Below are 14952 nucleotides of genomic sequence, written 5' to 3' on the forward strand. Positions count from 1 at the left end.
ACACGTTTCGCCATGAAAGGATGCGGCATGAAGGCAGGATGGGCAGCATTACTAGCCGGATTGCTGATCGCGCCCGCATCCGCGCAGCCCATCGCAGGCGGATGGAGCGCAGGGCAGACCGACAATCCCGAAGTCCGCGAGGCAGCCCGCTTTGCCGCAGGCCAATTGGGCCGTCACGCCCGCCTCGCCCATATTGACGCTGCCAGCCGGCAGGTCGTCGCGGGCATGAATTACCGCCTGACGCTGCGCCTGACCAATCGGCAGCGCTGGGAGGTGACGGTGTGGCGGCAGTTGGACGGCACGATGAAGCTGAGCGGGAAGCAGCGGCTTTGAGCGCCCCAGCCCCCGTCCTTGGCGCGATCATGGCCGAGCGTTCCGCCAGCGCGCAGGCCCTGTTGGCGCAGATCGTCGAGCGCTGGGGCGGATCGCTGCGCATCGCGGGCGTAATCGAGGAGCCTCCGGCAAGCGGCGAAGACTGCTCGCCCGGCACGCTGGTCAGCATCCACGATGGCGCGCGTTTCCCGCTCGGTCAGGATCTGGGCTGCGAAGCGCAGGGCTGCACGCTCGATTCGGGCGCGCTGGTTTCGGCGGCGGCATGGGTGGAGGGGCGCCTGTCCCAGCCTTGCGATCTCCTCATCCTGAGCAAATTCGGCAAGATGGAGGCCGAGGCGGGCAGCGGTCTGCTCTCCTGCCTGCTGGCGGCGCTGGATCAGGCGGTGCCGGTGCTGCTCACCATCTCGCCCCGTTTTGTCGAGGCGTGGGGCGAATTTGCCGGACCCTATGCCCAGACCCTGCCGCCCGACCTTGCAGCGGTCGAAGGCTGGCTGGAACAGATCACAGCGCCCGCATCGCTGCCGCCGCAATAGAAAAGCTGCGCCGCCGCGCTTCCTGATCAAACATCTGGCTCGCCACGATGATCTCATCGGCCCCGGTCCGTGCGATCAGGCCGCGCAGCATCGCCTCAACCTCGCTCTGCGTGCCAATCGCGGTGCAGGCCATCACCTGATCCAGCATGGCGCGATGGGGCGCGGGCAGGTTTTCATAGTAATTTTCAACCGGCGGCCGCACCAGTCCCCCGCCCTGCCCGGTACGCAGCGCGACAAAGCCCTGCTGCATCGTGGTGGCAAGGAAACGCGCCTCATCCGCCGTATCGGCGGCAAACACATTGCAGGCCACCATCACATGGGGCCGGTCCAACACCGCCGAGGGGCGGAACAGGCGGCGATAGGTTTCGATCGCCTCGTCCAGCATGGCGGGCGCGAAATGCGAGGCAAAGCCATAGGGCAGGCCCATCGCGGCGGCCAGTTGCGCGCCATAGGTGCTCGACCCCAGCACCCACATCTCCGGCTTGGCCCCCGCGCCCGGCACGGCGGGAAAGCCCGCCCGCGCATCGCCCGCGAAATAGGCCTGCAATTCCATCACCTGCTGGGGGAAAGCATCGGGATCGCCATGGCGCAGCGCCATCGCCACCCGCCCGTCCGACCCCGGCGCGCGGCCCAGCGCCAGATCAATCCGCCCCGGATAGAGCGCGTCAAGCGTGCCGAATTGCTCGGCAATCTGCAAAGGCGCATGATTGGGCAGCATGATCCCGCCCGACCCGATGCGGATGCGCGACGTATGCCCGCCCACATGCGCCAGCACCACCGAGGTGGCCGCCCCGCCGATGCCGGGCATACCGTGATGCTCGGCCACCCAATATCGGGCAAACCCTTCGCCCTCGGCATGGGCGGCAAGGGCGGCGGCATGGCCATAGGCCTCATACAGCGTGCCGCCTTCGAGAACGGGGACAAGGTCGAGGACGGACAGGGGGATGGACTGGCTCATGGCCTCCTATCTGGGCATGGCCAAGGCGCGCTGCAAGGAGCGCGTTGATATGGAGCGTGATTTAGGCGCAGGCCGGGCAGGCTTCCCCTGCGATATAGAGCGGCGAGGCCTGCTCCGCCTCGCCCACCGGCGCACCGCAAGCCGCGCAGGACACATGGCTGCCCAGCGCAAGGCCATGGCCCAGCGTCACGCGCTCATCAAAGACGAAACATTCGCCTTCCCACAAGCTTTGTTCCGCAGGCACCTTTTCGAGATAATTGAGGATGCCGCCTTTGAGGTGATAGACCTGCTCTACCCCTTCGGATTTCAGGAAAGCGGTGGATTTTTCGCAGCGGATGCCCCCGGTGCAGAACATGGCCACCTTGGGCTGTTTCCCCTCTCCCAGCAAAGCCTCCCTCTGGCTGCGGAACCATTCGGGAAATTCGCGGAAAGAACGCGTGTTGGGGTCGATGGCGCGCTGGAATGTTCCGGCCACCACCTCATAATGGTTGCGCGTGTCGATCACGATGGTCTCCGGGTCCGCGATCAGCGCGTTCCAGTCCTGCGGCTCGACATAGGTGCCCACAATCGCCAGCGGATCGACGCCCGGCACGCCCATGGTGACGATCTCGCGCTTCATGCGCACCTTCATCCGGCCAAAGGGCATGGCCGCCGCCGCGCTATATTTGACCTCCAGCCCCGCGCAGCCCGGAAGCGCGCGAATATGATCGAGCACGGCGGCAATGCCTTGCGCGCTGCCCGCGATGGTGCCGTTGATCCCCTCGCCCGCCAGCAGCAGCGTGCCCTTGATCCCCTGATCTTCGCAAAGAGCCAGCAAGGGTTCGCGCAAAAGCACGGGATCGGCAAAGGGCGTGAAATGATAAAGTGCGGCAACGGTGATCATGGCGCGGCCCTTTAGCGAGAAATGGCGCGATACGCAAAAGGCGGCTCTGGCGGTGGCGGCATTCGCCTGCTAGGCGGCCCGGATGCTCAATATCTCCGATGTCACCGTGCGCCTCGGCGGCCGCACCATTCTTGATCGCGCCAGCGCAAACCTGCCTACCGGCGCCCGTGTGGGACTGGTAGGGCGCAACGGTGCGGGCAAGTCCACCCTGGTGAAAGCCATCATCGGCGAGATCGAACCCGACGAGGGCGGCATCGAGATGCCCCGCCGCTCGCGCCTTGGCTATATCGCGCAGGAAGCGCCCACCGGCACCGCCACGCCATTTGAAACCGTGCTGGCCGCCGACACCGAACGCGCCGCGCTGCTGGAGGAAGCCGAAACATCGACCGATCCGCACCGGCTGGGCGATGTGCATGACCGGTTGATCGCGATTGACGCCTATACCGGGCCTGCACGCGCGGCGCGCATCCTGCTGGGCCTTGGCTTTACCGAGGAAATGCAGGCCCAGCCCCTCGATTCCTATTCGGGCGGGTGGAAGATGCGCGTGGCGCTGGCCTCGCTGCTGTTTTCTCAGCCCGATGTGCTGCTGCTCGACGAACCCTCGAACCACCTCGATCTTGAAGCGACGCTGTGGCTGGAGAATTTCCTGCGCGCCTATCCCGGCACGCTGCTGATCATCAGCCACGAGCGCGATCTGCTCAACAATGTGGTCGATACGATTCTGCACCTTCAGGGCGGCAAGCTGACGATTTACGCGGGCGGATATGATTCGTTCGAACGCCAGCGCGCCGAACGCGCCGCCCAGGCCGCCGCCGCCAAGGCCGCGCAGGACGCCCAGCGCGCCAAGCTGGAAGATTACGTCCGCCGCAATTCAGCCCGCGCCAGCACCGCCAAACAGGCCCAGTCGCGCGCGAAAATGCTGGCCCGGATGCAGCCCGTGCTGGGGATGATCGAGGACCCCTCGCTCTCGTTCAACTTCCCCGATCCGGCCGAATTGCGCCCGCCGCTCATCACGCTGGACCGCGCGGCGGTGGGCTATGGCGATACGCCGATCCTGCGCCGGCTCAACCTGCGCATCGACCCGGATGACCGCATTGCTCTCCTGGGCCGCAACGGCAACGGCAAGACCACGCTGGCGCGCCTGCTGGCCGGACAATTGCCCGCGATGGAGGGCGAGATGGTGACGGCGGGCAAGCTCAACATCGGCTATTTCACCCAGTATCAGGTGGAAGAACTGGCCGGAGGCGACACGCCGCTGGTGCATATGGCCCGTGCGATGCAGGGCAAGGCCGAAAGCGCAGTGCGCGCCCAGCTTGGCCGCTTCGGCTTTTCCGGCCCCAAGGCCACCACCTCGGTCAGCCAGCTTTCAGGCGGCGAGCGTGCGCGTCTGGCGCTGGCGCTGGTGACGCGCGATGCGCCCCATCTCCTCATCCTCGACGAACCGACCAACCACCTTGATGTCGATGCGCGCGAGGCCTTGGTGCAGGCGCTCAACGATTATCAGGGCGCGGTGATCCTGATCAGCCACGATCGCCACATGGTTGAAATGACCGCTGATCGCCTCGTGCTGGTCGATGGCGGGGCCGCCGAGCCCTATGACGGCAGCATCGAGGATTACATCGACTTCATCCTCGGCCGCAACCAGCCCAAACCCGCCCCCGCCGAGGGCAGCGCCAAAGCCGCACCCAGCGCCGCGGTCAAGGCCAACAACCTTGCCTGGGCCGAGGTCAAGGAATTGCAGAAAAAGGTCGCCAAGGCCGAAAAGGACATGGCCAAGGTTCAGGCCCGCATCGCCGAAGTTGACGCCGCCCTGTCCGACCCCGCCAAGGCCGCGCCCTCGCTCAAGGGCATGAATATCGGCAAGCTGGGCCAGATGCGCGAAAAGCTGGAGGCCGAACTGTCGGGCGCGGAGGCGCATTGGATGGCGTTGGTGGAGAAGCTGGAGGGGTGATTTTAGCCGGAGGTGTTTTGCCTCCGGCGGGCAAAGGGCGGGGGCCCTTTGCAATCCCGAATCTGAATTTCTAATTTTCGAGAAATCAACTCATAGACAAAAAATAATGCTCTCGACTTTACGTCTAAGATAGAAGAGAGTGTGAAAAGAGTGAGAGATGACTGATAGCCCTTGTGGAGGGGGCGTCATGGATTCGAGGCCTCCATCTCTCACTCTTTTCTCCGATAGCGTTGGATTTCCACCGGACGGGTTTCTTCTGCCTTAGTTCCCTTTGCATACGCAAGGGCGATATCTGCAAAAATTTTGAAATAATTGGCTTGACAGCGTAACCCGAACAAATGCGCCAATTCCGCGTAATGTATTGATTTTTTTGATAAAAATCACGCGTTATGCGCAAATAATTGAAAATGTTAGATTTTTGAAACGCTCAAAAAAGCTACCACTTCCCACACCTCGCCTATTGATTACTTGAGCGCCCAAAATTCCTACGGCTTTTAATGTCTGCTTAACCCGAATCGCCCTCCATTAACGGGATTGCAAAGGGCCCCCGCCCTTTGCCCGCCGGAGGCACAAATCCCCGAAACCAAAAAACAGGGCGAGGAAAGCCGAAACCTTCCCCGCCCCACCTCGCACTTCTAATCGAACGGAGCCTAAACCCCGTCCGTTAACTCACCGCGTCGCCTTGGCGTCTGCGGCGGTCACCTTGTCCTTGTACTTGTTGCCGAAATTGCTGCGCACATAGTTCACCACATCGGCGGCCTGCTGGTCGGTCATCATCTTGCCGACGGGGGGCATGCCGTTCTTGCCGTGGAGAACGATGTAGAGCGGGTAGCCGGCCGTGGCGAGGTTCTTGTTGGCGGCCAGCGCCGGGTACATGCCCGCCGCCTTGGCGCCCTTGGCATCGGGCATATGGCAACCGGCACAGACGCGCTTGTACATGGCCTCGCCGGTGGGTTCGTTGAATTTGAACAGGCTGGTGAAGGCACCATCGGCATCGCCAACGGTCTTTTCGCCGGGCTTGGCGATCAGCGTGGTGGGCGTGGCGTCGCCGCGCTGGGCAAAGGCGGGTGCGCTCAGCCCAAGGCTGAGGGCGACGAGAGGAAAGAGGATCTTCTTCATGGATTTCACCCTGCCACAACACGTTGATGCAGACGCCCGATAGCGTCGAGCGAGGAGGTCAGCGCGCCTTCCTGCCATGCCGGAATGAACGAGGCATGCTCGCCCGCCAGCAGGATGCGGCCATCGATCTGGCACAGGTTGTCGTAATGCTCCTTGCGGGCTTCGGGGCTCCAGTTGCCGAAACAGCCCTGCGTCCACGGCACCCGGTGCCAGCCAACGGCCACGCCGTTGAGGAACTCGTCCTTGTATTGCGGGTGGATCTTGGCCCCCCATTCCACCGCGCGGGCCACACGTTCGGCGGGCGGCAGCGAGGTGAATTCATAGGCATAGGCGCCGAAGGTGTAGCCGCCCAGCAGGGTGGCCGGACCGGTCGAGCCATAGCGCGAGGAGGGGTACGAGATCTGCGTGATCGGCAGGTCGGTATAGGAAATACCGCCGAAGATGTGGTCGTCCTGCTCCCAAAAGCGGCGCTTGAATTCAAGGCCCACCTTGAAGCCTGCCTCATAGGGCACCGCGCGGATGGCATTGGCCATCTTGTCGCCCACATTCATGTCGATCTGCGAGAGGACCGAGAGCGGGATGGTGCAGAGGCAATAGTCGGCGCTGGCCGTGCCGCGCTGGCCGGTCTTGGTGTCCTCAAACGTGGCGGTCACGCCCTTGGCGTCCTGCTTGATCGAGACGACCTTGCTGTTGAAGCGCACGAACTGGCCGACATGCTTTTCAAAGCCCTTGGCCACATTGTCCATGCCGCCCACCGGCTGGAAGATCGAGCTTTGGCGCTCGATGCCAAAGCCTGCCGACAGGCCGGTCCACAGATGCGATTGCAGCACGGTCGAAAACTTCATCGGCTCGGACGCTTCGGGATAGGCCGAAAGGCCGCCGCCCGGATTCTTGGCCCAGCCGCGACGATCCGAGCTTTCCGGCCCCTTCACATAGCGCAGATCCTTGTCCAGCGAGCCCCAGTCGCGCAAGGCTTCGAGCAGGATCTCGGCGTCTTCCTTGGTCACTTCGTCCGACAGCGCCTGCTTGTTCACCGCCTTGGCCAGCAATTCGCTGGTATGGCCCATGAAATCGGCCTGGATCTCCCGGTAGCGGATCGGCTTGCCGCCAAAGGCCTGCGTGTTGTGCAGCAAGGCATTGGTGTTGACCTGCATGAACGGTTCGAGCGCGACGCCCAGCTCGTTGCAATACGAAATCATGCCCTTGTGGTCATAGGGCAGGCGCCACGGGCCGGGATTGATATAATTGCCCGGCGCGAAACCGACATTCTGCGTTGCCCCGCCCAGCTCGGTAAAGCTGTCGCCGCCGCGCAGCGTCCACGAACGGCCGCCCACGCGATTGTTATATTCCAGCACCTGCACCTTGTAGCCCGCGCGGCTGAGCTCCAGAGCCGCCACCAGCCCCGCCACGCCCGCGCCCAGAATAAGCACCGAGGCGCCCTTGACGTCGCCTTCCAGCTTGGGCTTGCCCTTGAACGTGGTGGCATGGGCCTGATTGAGGCTGGACATGGCCATATACATGGCCGAAGCGCCCGCGGTCTTGCCAATCATGGACAGCAGATCGCGCTTGGTCATCTTTGGAAGGAGCCCATTCGCGGCTGAATTGTCGGTCATTCTCAGGTTCCTGTTCGCATGTGCAACGAGGGGGGCAACATAAAGGGGCAACAAAGGCGGCTCTGCGACCTCTTCTGTAATACCATAGGGATTGTCAGGCTCTCAGGACAATTGAGGATTCCTAACAAAGCTTGGGGGCTGGATTGGGAAATCGGCGCAAATTTCGCATTTGTTGATACGCCAATGTGCTTATTCCGCATGACCCTGCCCAAAAGAACCGGAAGGCCGATTTCCGCCAGAATGGGCGGGATGCCGCATTTTATGGTCGATCCACGCCCTTTTCCGGCATAAAATGCCGCAGCACGGCATCCGCATGACATAAAGCAATAAAAGCGACATAAAACCCCGGTCTATACGCCGAAGCCAGTATATGCCCGCCTGCTCCCCAAGGCGTAGCCATTCCTCATCGGGACCCCGCCCCCGGTTTCACAGCCCCCGTGAATCCGGTCGCGACCATGCCCCGACCCAGGGATCAAGGTTTAACCATGAGGGAAATTTGCATGAAGAAACTGCTGTTCACCACCACGGCGCTTGCCCTCTTCGCGCCGATGGCCGTGCAGGCGGCTGAGGCCGATCAAGCCGAGCCTTCGAGCGAGATCATCGTTACCGGTACGCGCCAGACCGGCATGAAGGCCGCCGACAGCGCCGCCCCGATCCAGTTGATCGGCACGCAGGCATTCCAAAGCGTGGGCCAGCAGGATCTGACACAGGTTCTGGCCCAGACGCTGCCCTCGCTGAACTTCCAGGGCTTTGGTGGCGATACTGCCAACCTGACGCTTTCGGCCGCGCTGCGCGGCATCAATCCCAATGACACGCTGGTGCTGATCAACGGCAAGCGCCGCCACACCACCGCCAACCTCGCCGTGCTGGGCGGCAGCCCCTATTCGGGCAGCGCCACCACCGACCTGTCCTTTGTGCCCACCAACGCCATCGGCCGCATCGAAGTGCTGCAGGACGGCGCGGCGGCCCAGTACGGTTCGGACGCGATCGCGGGCGTGGTCAACATCATGCTGAAAAGCGCCGACCACGGCGGCAGCTTCACTGCCACCGGCGGCAGCAATTATGAAAACGGCGGCAAGACGGCGGCCACCGCGCTCAATCTTGGCTTCAAGCTGGGCGAAAAGGGCTTCATCAACATTACCGGCGAGTATAAGTTCCACGACTATACCTCGCATGGCAATTACGACCGCCGCTTCTTCTATTCGGACGGCTCGCTCAAGCCCGGCCAGAGCAGCGTCGTCACCAACGGTCTCAAGAGCTTCCCCGGCTATCCCAACGTCAACAACATCAATGGCGATGCGCGCTATTCGATTTACAACCTGTCGTTCAACGCAGGCTATGACGTAGGTTCGGACGCGCAGGTCTATGCCTTCGGCACCTATGGCAACCGCAACGCCAAGGCCTATGAAAACTATCGCTCGCCCAGCCGCGTTTCGGGCACCACCAGCACCGGCGTGACCGTCTATCCGCTTTCCTCGGGCTTCCAGCCGCAGGAAAACATCCGCGAGGAAGATTTCTCGCTGACCGCCGGGATCAAGGGCAAGGCCGCCGAGTGGAATTATGACCTCTCGCTGACCTACGGCAAAGACGCGGTTTCACTCTACACGATCAATTCGGCCAACCCCACCCTGTTCGCCATGGCCCAGTCGGCCAGCGCGACGGCTCTGACCGGCCTCCAGCGCAATTTCTATGACGGCCAGCTTTCGAACAGCGAATGGGTCGGCAATGTCGACATCAGCCGCGATTTCGATCTGGGCATGTCCAAGCCGCTGACGCTGGCCTTCGGCGGTGAATATCGCCAGGGCAACTATTCGATCGCCCAGGGCGAATATGCCTCCTATGCCTTTGGCGGCGGCCAGTCCTATCCCGGCTTTGCGCCCACCGATGCCGGTTCCTATGGCCGTACTTCCTATGCCGGTTACATCGATGTGGCCGCCGACCCGATCGAACATCTGCATGTCGATGTGGCGGGCCGTTACGAACATTATTCCGACTTCGGCTCGACCGTGGCGGGCAAGTTCAACGCCCGTTATGACTTCAGCGAGCAGCTGGGCATTCGCGGCACCGTGTCGAACGGCTTCCGCGCTCCCACGCTGGCCGAACAGTATTATTCGTCGGTCAACGTCGGCCCCGGTTCGACCTTTGGCCAGCTGCCCCCCAACTCGGCCGCGGCCCAGCTCCTTGGCTTCCCCAAGCTGAAGGCGGAAAAGTCGACCAACTTCTCGCTCGGCTTCGTGGCCCATCCGCTGCCCAAGCTGCAGATTACGGTTGACGCCTATCAGATCAAGATCCGCGACCGTATCGTTCCCTCGGGCGATATCTTCGGTACGCTGGGCACCACCGTCGTGTCGCAGGCCGTGGTCGATGCGCTGATCTCGCGCGGTGTGTCGCTGGCTGATGCCTCGTCCTATGCCGGCATCGACATCTTCACCAACGGTGTTGACACCCGCACCCGCGGTGTCGAAGCCACCGCCAGCTACAGCAGCGACTTTGGCGAAATGGGCAAGGTCGACTGGTCGTTGGGCGCGAACTACAACAAGACCGAGATTACCAAGGTCAATGGCCTGCCCGCCGCGGTTTACAACGCCGCTCAGGGTCAGACCGACCTGTTGACCCAGAACGCCAAGGATGCGCTGACCACGGCCACGCCGCGCGTCAAGCTGATCGCCAACGCGCTGTGGAACATCGGCCAGTTCTCGGTCAACCTGCGCGAAACGATGTATGGCACCACCAGCCAGCATATCAGCACCGACGGCACCGGCAATTGCGCCGGCGGCGATACCGCCACCTGCCGCAACATGAAGATCGGCACGACCTTCATCACCGACCTCAACGTGGGCTACAAGTTCACCCCCAAGATCCGCCTCGACCTTGGCGCGAACAATCTGTTCGACAAGCAGGCGCCCACCATGCCCACCATCAACAAGGGCACGACCAGCGAACGTCCGCTGGCCAACAATGTGTACAATGCCCCGCTTTCCTTCACCCCCTGGGGCATCAACGGCGGCTATTACTATGCCCGCGTGACCATCAACTTCTAAGTCTTTTACCGTTGCCTGCCGCCCGGCCTGCCGCCCTTTACGGGACGCGCAGGCCGGGCTTTTTCTTTGCCCATTGCGGCCCTTTGGCCCTATGCGGATAATGTGATGAGCGATCCTTTTGCCCAAGCCGCAGCGGCGCTGGCCGATGCCCCCGCCCGCGCAGAAAAGCTGGCACGCACGCTGGCCGCCCGCGCGCCGCAAGACCCCCGCCCGCGCCTGATCCTTGCCTCGGCCCTGCGGCGACAGGGGCGGTGTGTCGAGGCGCTGGGCCTGCTGGCTCCCTTGGCGCAGGCCTTCCCCCGCGCGGCGCGCACGCGCTATGAATTAGGCCTGTGCCTGCGCGCGACCGGACGGGCGGGCGACGGGCTGGCACAGCTTGAGGCGGCGGTCCAGCTTGACCCCGCGCTGGGCGAGGCGTGGCAGGCGCTGGCCGATGCGGCCTTTGCCATGGGCGATGGCGCGCGCGAGATGCGAGCCAAGGCGGCGCTGGCGCGACTTTCGGCCGATCATCCCGATGTGGGCCGGGCGGCCGAAATGGTCGCCCTTGGCCACCATGGTCAGGCCGAGCCGATCCTGCGCGCCTTTCTGCTGGCCCAGCCCAACCATGCCGAGGCCTCGCGCCTGCTGGCGGCTTGCTATGTGACGGTGCGGGCCTTTGATAATGCCGAAACTTTGCTGCGCCATGCCTTGACGCTTGATCCCGGCTTTACGCTGGCCCGCTTCGATCTGGCCCGCGCGCTGTTCGTACGGCAAGAGGCCGAGGCGGCGATGCGCGAGCTGACGCCTTTGCTGGCTGCTGAACCGGCCAATCCGGCCTATCGCAACCTTCAGGCCGGTTGTCTGGCGCTGCTGGGCGACGAGGCCGGGGCCGAGGCTTTGCATGCCGGCCTTGCGCGCGAATTTCCCGGCAATCCGCGCGTGGCAATCAATCATGGCCATGCGCTGCGCACCAAGGGCGAGCGTGACGGCGCGATCGCCGCCTATCGCCGCGCCGCCTCGCTGGCGCCGCATGTCGGCGAGGCGTGGTGGTCGCTGGCCAATCTGAAAGTGGCGGCGTTGAGCGAGGGCGATCTGGCGGCGATGCGCGGATTGCTGGCACGCGGCGATCTGGCCGAGGTGGACCGGCTGCATCTGGAATTTGCCGTGGGCCGCGCCGCCGAGGATGCAGGCCGCGCGGGCGATGCCTTTGCCCATTATGCGCGGGGCAATGCGCTGGTGCGGCGCCATTTCGCCATGGCGGCCGAGGATTATCCGGCGCAGGCGGCACGGATCGAGGCTTTGTTTACACCAGAGTTTTTTGCCCGGCGCGAAGGATGGGGCGCAGACAGCAATGCGCCGATCTTCGTCGTCGGCCTGCCGCGCTCCGGCTCCACACTGGTCGAACAGATTCTGGCCAGCCACACGGATATCGAGGGCACAATGGAGCTGCCCTATATCGGGGCGCTGGCGGCGCGGATTGCGGCGGGCGGGGATGATGCGCTGGCCACGGCGGATGCGGCGCAGGTGCGCGCATGGGGTCAGGAATATCTGGACCGGGCGGCGGTGCATCGGCGGCTGGGGCGGGCTCGGTTTATCGACAAGATGCCGAACAATTTCCGGCATATCGGCCTGATCCGGCTGATCCTGCCCCATGCGCGGATCGTCGATGTGCGCCGCGCGCCGATGGCGGCCTGTTTTTCAGGGTTCAAACAGCTCTTTGCCGAAGGGCAGGAGTTTTCCTATGATCTCAAAGAATTGGGACGCTATTATCGGCACTATCTCGCGCTGATCCGCCACTTTGCGCAAGTAGCGCCGGGGGCCGTCCACACGCTGGTCTATGAGGATCTGGTCGAGGATACCGAGGGGCAGGTGCGCCGCCTGCTAGACGCGGTGGGGGTCGGCTTCGATCCGGCCTGTCTGCGGTTTTTCGAAAATGATCGCGCGGTGCGCACCGTTTCCAGCGAGCAGGTGCGGCGGCCGATCTATCGTTCCGGGCTGGATCACTGGCGGGCGTTTGAAAGCGATCTGGGACCGTTGAAGGAAGTCTTGGGGGATGCGTTGGAGGGGTGGCGGTAGGGGATTAAAAGGTTTTGCCTCCGGCAGGCAAAGGGCAGGGCCCTTTGCAATCCCGTTACGGAGGGCGCTTCGTTGGCGGCGGGGGCGCTATGCTTATATATTGAAAGCCTGCGGCGCTTTTGGCCGGCGCCGCAGGCTGTTAAATTTCAACCTCGCGTCCAACACCTAAGCCCGAACTCATGGCGCCACAAAGACAGTCATGGGAGCGCGAGGGGCTAGCCCCTCGCATTTTAAAAATCGCAAAGCGAATAAGCCACCAAACGCTTATTCCGCCGCAATCCCCGCCGCCTTGAACATATCCTCGGTCCCCGCGCCCTCATCAAAGATCAGCGCGGCAGGGTCGATGGCCTTGGCCTTGCGGCGCGAATCGAAGCTGGTCCACACCGTGTTCCAGTCGCCGCGGGTAGCGCCCTTGGAGTATTCGGTGGCGCGGGTTTCGAAGAAGTTGGCGTGTTCGACACCGTTAAGCAGCGGCTGGAGCCAGGGCAGCGGGTGGTCTTCGATCATGTAGATCGGCTGAAAGCCCAACTGGCCAAGACGCCAGTCAGCGATGTAGCGGATGTAGCGCTTGATGTCCTTGGCGCTCATGCCCGGCACAGGGCCTTGTTCAAAGGCCAGGTCGATGAAGGCGTCTTCGAGGCGCACCGTCTTCTGGCAGCAATCGATGATGTCTTCCTTGACCGCCTTGGTCAGGCAGCCGCGTTCCTGAACGAAGGTGTGGAACAGCTTGATGATGCCTTCGCAGTGGAGCGATTCATCGCGAATCGACCATGTGACGATCTGGCCCATGCCCTTCATCTTGTTAAAGCGGGGGAAGTTCATCAGCATGGCGAAGGAGGCGAAGAGCTGGAGCCCTTCGGTAAAGCCGCCGAACATGGCCAGAGTGCGAGCGATATCCTCGTCCGAATCGACGCCAAAGCTGGCCATATAGTCGTGCTTGGCCTTCATTTCCTCATATTCGAGGAACATGCCATATTCGGTTTCGGGCATGCCGATCGTGTCGAGCAGATGCGAATAGGCCGCGATATGGATCGTTTCCATGTTCGAAAACGCCGCCAGCATCATCTTGATTTCGGTGGGCTTGAACACGCGGCCATATTTTTCGTGATAGCAGTCCTGCACTTCCACGTCGGCCTGGGTGAAGAAGCGGAAGATCTGGGTGAGCAGGTTGCGCTCATGCTCGGAAATCTTCTGCGCCCAGTCGCGGCAATCTTCGCCCAACGGCACTTCTTCAGGCAGCCAGTGGACCTGCTGCTGACGTTTCCAGAAGTCGTAAGCCCACGGATATTCGAAGGGTTTGTAAGTCTTACTGGCTTCGAGAAGGGACATGCGACTACTCCAGAATCGGCGGTTTTCAAGGCCCGAGACGGGCGGGAGCGCCGATAGAAGCGCGGTCCGACCCATCAACAGATAGATGGTATTGCGAGCAGGCAACCACAAGGTCTTGTGGATATGCGTTACATCGACTGTGCGCGCTTGATAACAGTTTCGGCGCCGCGATGCATCGGCCCCGGATGCTTTCCCACAGATTCGGCGGAGGATTTTTTTGGGGAAGGAAGAAGGCAGGAAATATGCGAGGGACTGGTTGAAAGAGCCGATTTGTCGAGACAAATCGGTTGGTCCCTCGCGCTCCCGTTACTGTCTGCGTTGCGTCAGGGGTTCGACCTTGGGTGTCGGACGCCGCGTAGAAACAGGAAAGCCTGCGGCGCCGATAAAAAGCGCCGCAGGCTTTCAATATGCGAGCATAGCGCGCCCGACCGCAAGGTAACTCCATTAACGGGATTGCAAAGGGCCCCCGCCCTTTGCCCGCCGGAGGCAAAGGCTTATTTCCAGAACCAACGCGGCGACAGCCCGCGCCCCTTGCGGAACCCCCACATCTGCACATAGAGCCAGATGCCCGAGATCGAGAAGAAGAGCAGCGCAAAGCCGGTGAGCGTCGAGATCACCACGCCGATCGGGCCGAAAGTCTCGCCCGAATGCAGGTGGTGGAGCAGGCCGACGAGGCTCTGGCCGCCCTTTTGCTTGGGCCGGCACATCACATCGGCGGGGCAGACGAAGTCGGGCTGGAGCTTGGAAATCGAGGCCGGGGTACCCTGCGCCTGCTGCGGCTTGGCCTGCGTCAACGGCACAATCTGGCTGAGCACGCCGGTAACGGCCATCCACAACATGAAAACGCCGAAAAACAGGCTGAGCCAGCGGTGCCACTTACGCATTGAATTCCCTTCCTAGAATGCTGTCCTGACCGAGCGCGGTCCCGTTGCGCGCCCAAGGTTACGCAAGGATGCAAAGCAGGCAATGCGACATATTGGCAAGCCGCGAAGGGTGAGAAAGTGTCGCAAGGCGTGTCAGGGGGAAGAAGGAAGGGATAGATGCGAGGGACTCGTCCCTCGCGCTCCCGTTACTGCCTGCGTTGCGCCATGGGTTCAGCCGATGGGTGTCGGACGCGATATTTGAATGATTAAAGCC

At 62.6% G+C, this 14952-nt stretch carries 11 protein-coding genes; 5 read left to right on the top strand and 6 right to left on the bottom strand.

Annotated features, from left to right (window positions below):
* Positions 1 to 27 precede the first annotated feature (27 nt).
* Entirely contained in the window at positions 28 to 333 is a 306-nt protein-coding gene (locus FHW96_RS10760; protein WP_172340578.1) for a cystatin domain-containing protein, read from the top strand.
* Entirely contained in the window at positions 330 to 866 is a 537-nt protein-coding gene (locus FHW96_RS10765; protein ID WP_172340579.1) for a DUF2478 domain-containing protein, read from the top strand. Before FHW96_RS10760 ends, FHW96_RS10765 begins: the two co-directional genes overlap by 4 nt.
* Here the strand turns inward: FHW96_RS10765 and FHW96_RS10770 are convergent.
* Both FHW96_RS10770 and FHW96_RS10775 read right to left on the bottom strand, forming a co-directional pair.
* A complete protein-coding gene (locus FHW96_RS10770; RefSeq protein WP_172340580.1) occupies positions 835 to 1824 on the bottom strand; it encodes an LLM class flavin-dependent oxidoreductase in 990 nt (329 codons plus the stop codon). The two genes, FHW96_RS10765 and FHW96_RS10770, sit on opposite strands and share 32 nt — an antisense overlap.
* A gap of 61 nt (positions 1825 to 1885) precedes the next feature.
* On the bottom strand, positions 1886 to 2707 hold the full coding sequence (locus FHW96_RS10775) for a rhodanese-related sulfurtransferase (protein WP_172340581.1): 822 nt from the start codon (positions 2705 to 2707) through the stop codon (positions 1886 to 1888).
* A gap of 82 nt (positions 2708 to 2789) precedes the next feature.
* Between FHW96_RS10775 and FHW96_RS10780 the strand changes: the two genes are divergently transcribed.
* The gene (locus FHW96_RS10780; RefSeq protein WP_172340582.1) at positions 2790 to 4658 is read left to right on the top strand and encodes an ABC-F family ATP-binding cassette domain-containing protein; all 1869 of its coding nucleotides are present in this window, start codon (positions 2790 to 2792) and stop codon (positions 4656 to 4658) included.
* Positions 4659 to 5327: 669 nt separating this feature from the next.
* On the opposite strand, the gene FHW96_RS10785 is transcribed toward FHW96_RS10780, so the two are convergent.
* Positions 5328 to 5777: a cytochrome c gene (locus tag FHW96_RS10785; RefSeq protein ID WP_172340583.1), complete on the bottom strand. Its 450-nt coding sequence runs from the start codon at positions 5775 to 5777 to the stop codon at positions 5328 to 5330.
* 5 nt (positions 5778 to 5782) lie between these two features.
* Positions 5783 to 7351, bottom strand: a complete 1569-nt coding sequence (locus FHW96_RS10790; RefSeq protein ID WP_172340584.1) for a flavin monoamine oxidase family protein — start codon at positions 7349 to 7351, stop codon at positions 5783 to 5785.
* A gap of 539 nt (positions 7352 to 7890) precedes the next feature.
* Here FHW96_RS10790 and FHW96_RS10795 point away from each other — a divergent pair.
* Together FHW96_RS10795 and FHW96_RS10800 are read left to right on the top strand one after the other, a co-directional pair.
* The gene (locus tag FHW96_RS10795) at positions 7891 to 10431 is read left to right on the top strand and encodes a TonB-dependent siderophore receptor (RefSeq protein ID WP_172340585.1); all 2541 of its coding nucleotides are present in this window, start codon (positions 7891 to 7893) and stop codon (positions 10429 to 10431) included.
* Positions 10432 to 10536: 105 nt separating this feature from the next.
* Entirely contained in the window at positions 10537 to 12486 is a 1950-nt protein-coding gene (locus FHW96_RS10800; protein ID WP_172340586.1) for a tetratricopeptide repeat-containing sulfotransferase family protein, read from the top strand.
* Between the two features lie 264 nt (positions 12487 to 12750).
* On the opposite strand, the gene FHW96_RS10805 is transcribed toward FHW96_RS10800, so the two are convergent.
* The gene (locus FHW96_RS10805; RefSeq protein WP_172340587.1) at positions 12751 to 13815 is read right to left on the bottom strand and encodes a ribonucleotide-diphosphate reductase subunit beta; all 1065 of its coding nucleotides are present in this window, start codon (positions 13813 to 13815) and stop codon (positions 12751 to 12753) included.
* A 494-nt stretch (positions 13816 to 14309) separates the two neighbouring features.
* The gene (locus FHW96_RS10810; protein ID WP_172340588.1) at positions 14310 to 14699 is read right to left on the bottom strand and encodes a PepSY-associated TM helix domain-containing protein; all 390 of its coding nucleotides are present in this window, start codon (positions 14697 to 14699) and stop codon (positions 14310 to 14312) included.
* Between the last annotated feature and the right edge of the window lie 253 nt (positions 14700 to 14952).

Origin of the sequence: Novosphingobium sp. SG751A (genome assembly GCF_013149295.1) — a bacterium.
Classification (GTDB): Bacteria; Pseudomonadota; Alphaproteobacteria; order Sphingomonadales; family Sphingomonadaceae; genus Novosphingobium.

Bases quoted from the DNA above. Each gene is read 5' to 3' on its own strand.
- FHW96_RS10760 (WP_172340578.1), top strand. From the start codon at position 28: ATGAAGGCAGGATGGGCAGCATTACTAGCCGGATTGCTGATCGCGCCC.
- FHW96_RS10775 (WP_172340581.1), bottom strand. From the start codon at position 2,707: ATGATCACCGTTGCCGCACTTTATCATTTCACGCCCTTTGCCGATCCC.
- FHW96_RS10785 (WP_172340583.1), bottom strand. From the start codon at position 5,777: ATGAAGAAGATCCTCTTTCCTCTCGTCGCCCTCAGCCTTGGGCTGAGC.
- FHW96_RS10780 (WP_172340582.1), top strand. From the start codon at position 2,790: ATGCTCAATATCTCCGATGTCACCGTGCGCCTCGGCGGCCGCACCATT.
- FHW96_RS10800 (WP_172340586.1), top strand. From the start codon at position 10,537: ATGAGCGATCCTTTTGCCCAAGCCGCAGCGGCGCTGGCCGATGCCCCC.
- FHW96_RS10790 (WP_172340584.1), bottom strand. From the start codon at position 7,351: ATGACCAAGCGCGATCTGCTGTCCATGATTGGCAAGACCGCGGGCGCT.
- FHW96_RS10810 (WP_172340588.1), bottom strand. From the start codon at position 14,699: ATGCGTAAGTGGCACCGCTGGCTCAGCCTGTTTTTCGGCGTTTTCATG.
- FHW96_RS10770 (WP_172340580.1), bottom strand. From the start codon at position 1,824: ATGAGCCAGTCCATCCCCCTGTCCGTCCTCGACCTTGTCCCCGTTCTC.
- FHW96_RS10805 (WP_172340587.1), bottom strand. From the start codon at position 13,815: ATGTCCCTTCTCGAAGCCAGTAAGACTTACAAACCCTTCGAATATCCG.
- FHW96_RS10795 (WP_172340585.1), top strand. From the start codon at position 7,891: ATGAAGAAACTGCTGTTCACCACCACGGCGCTTGCCCTCTTCGCGCCG.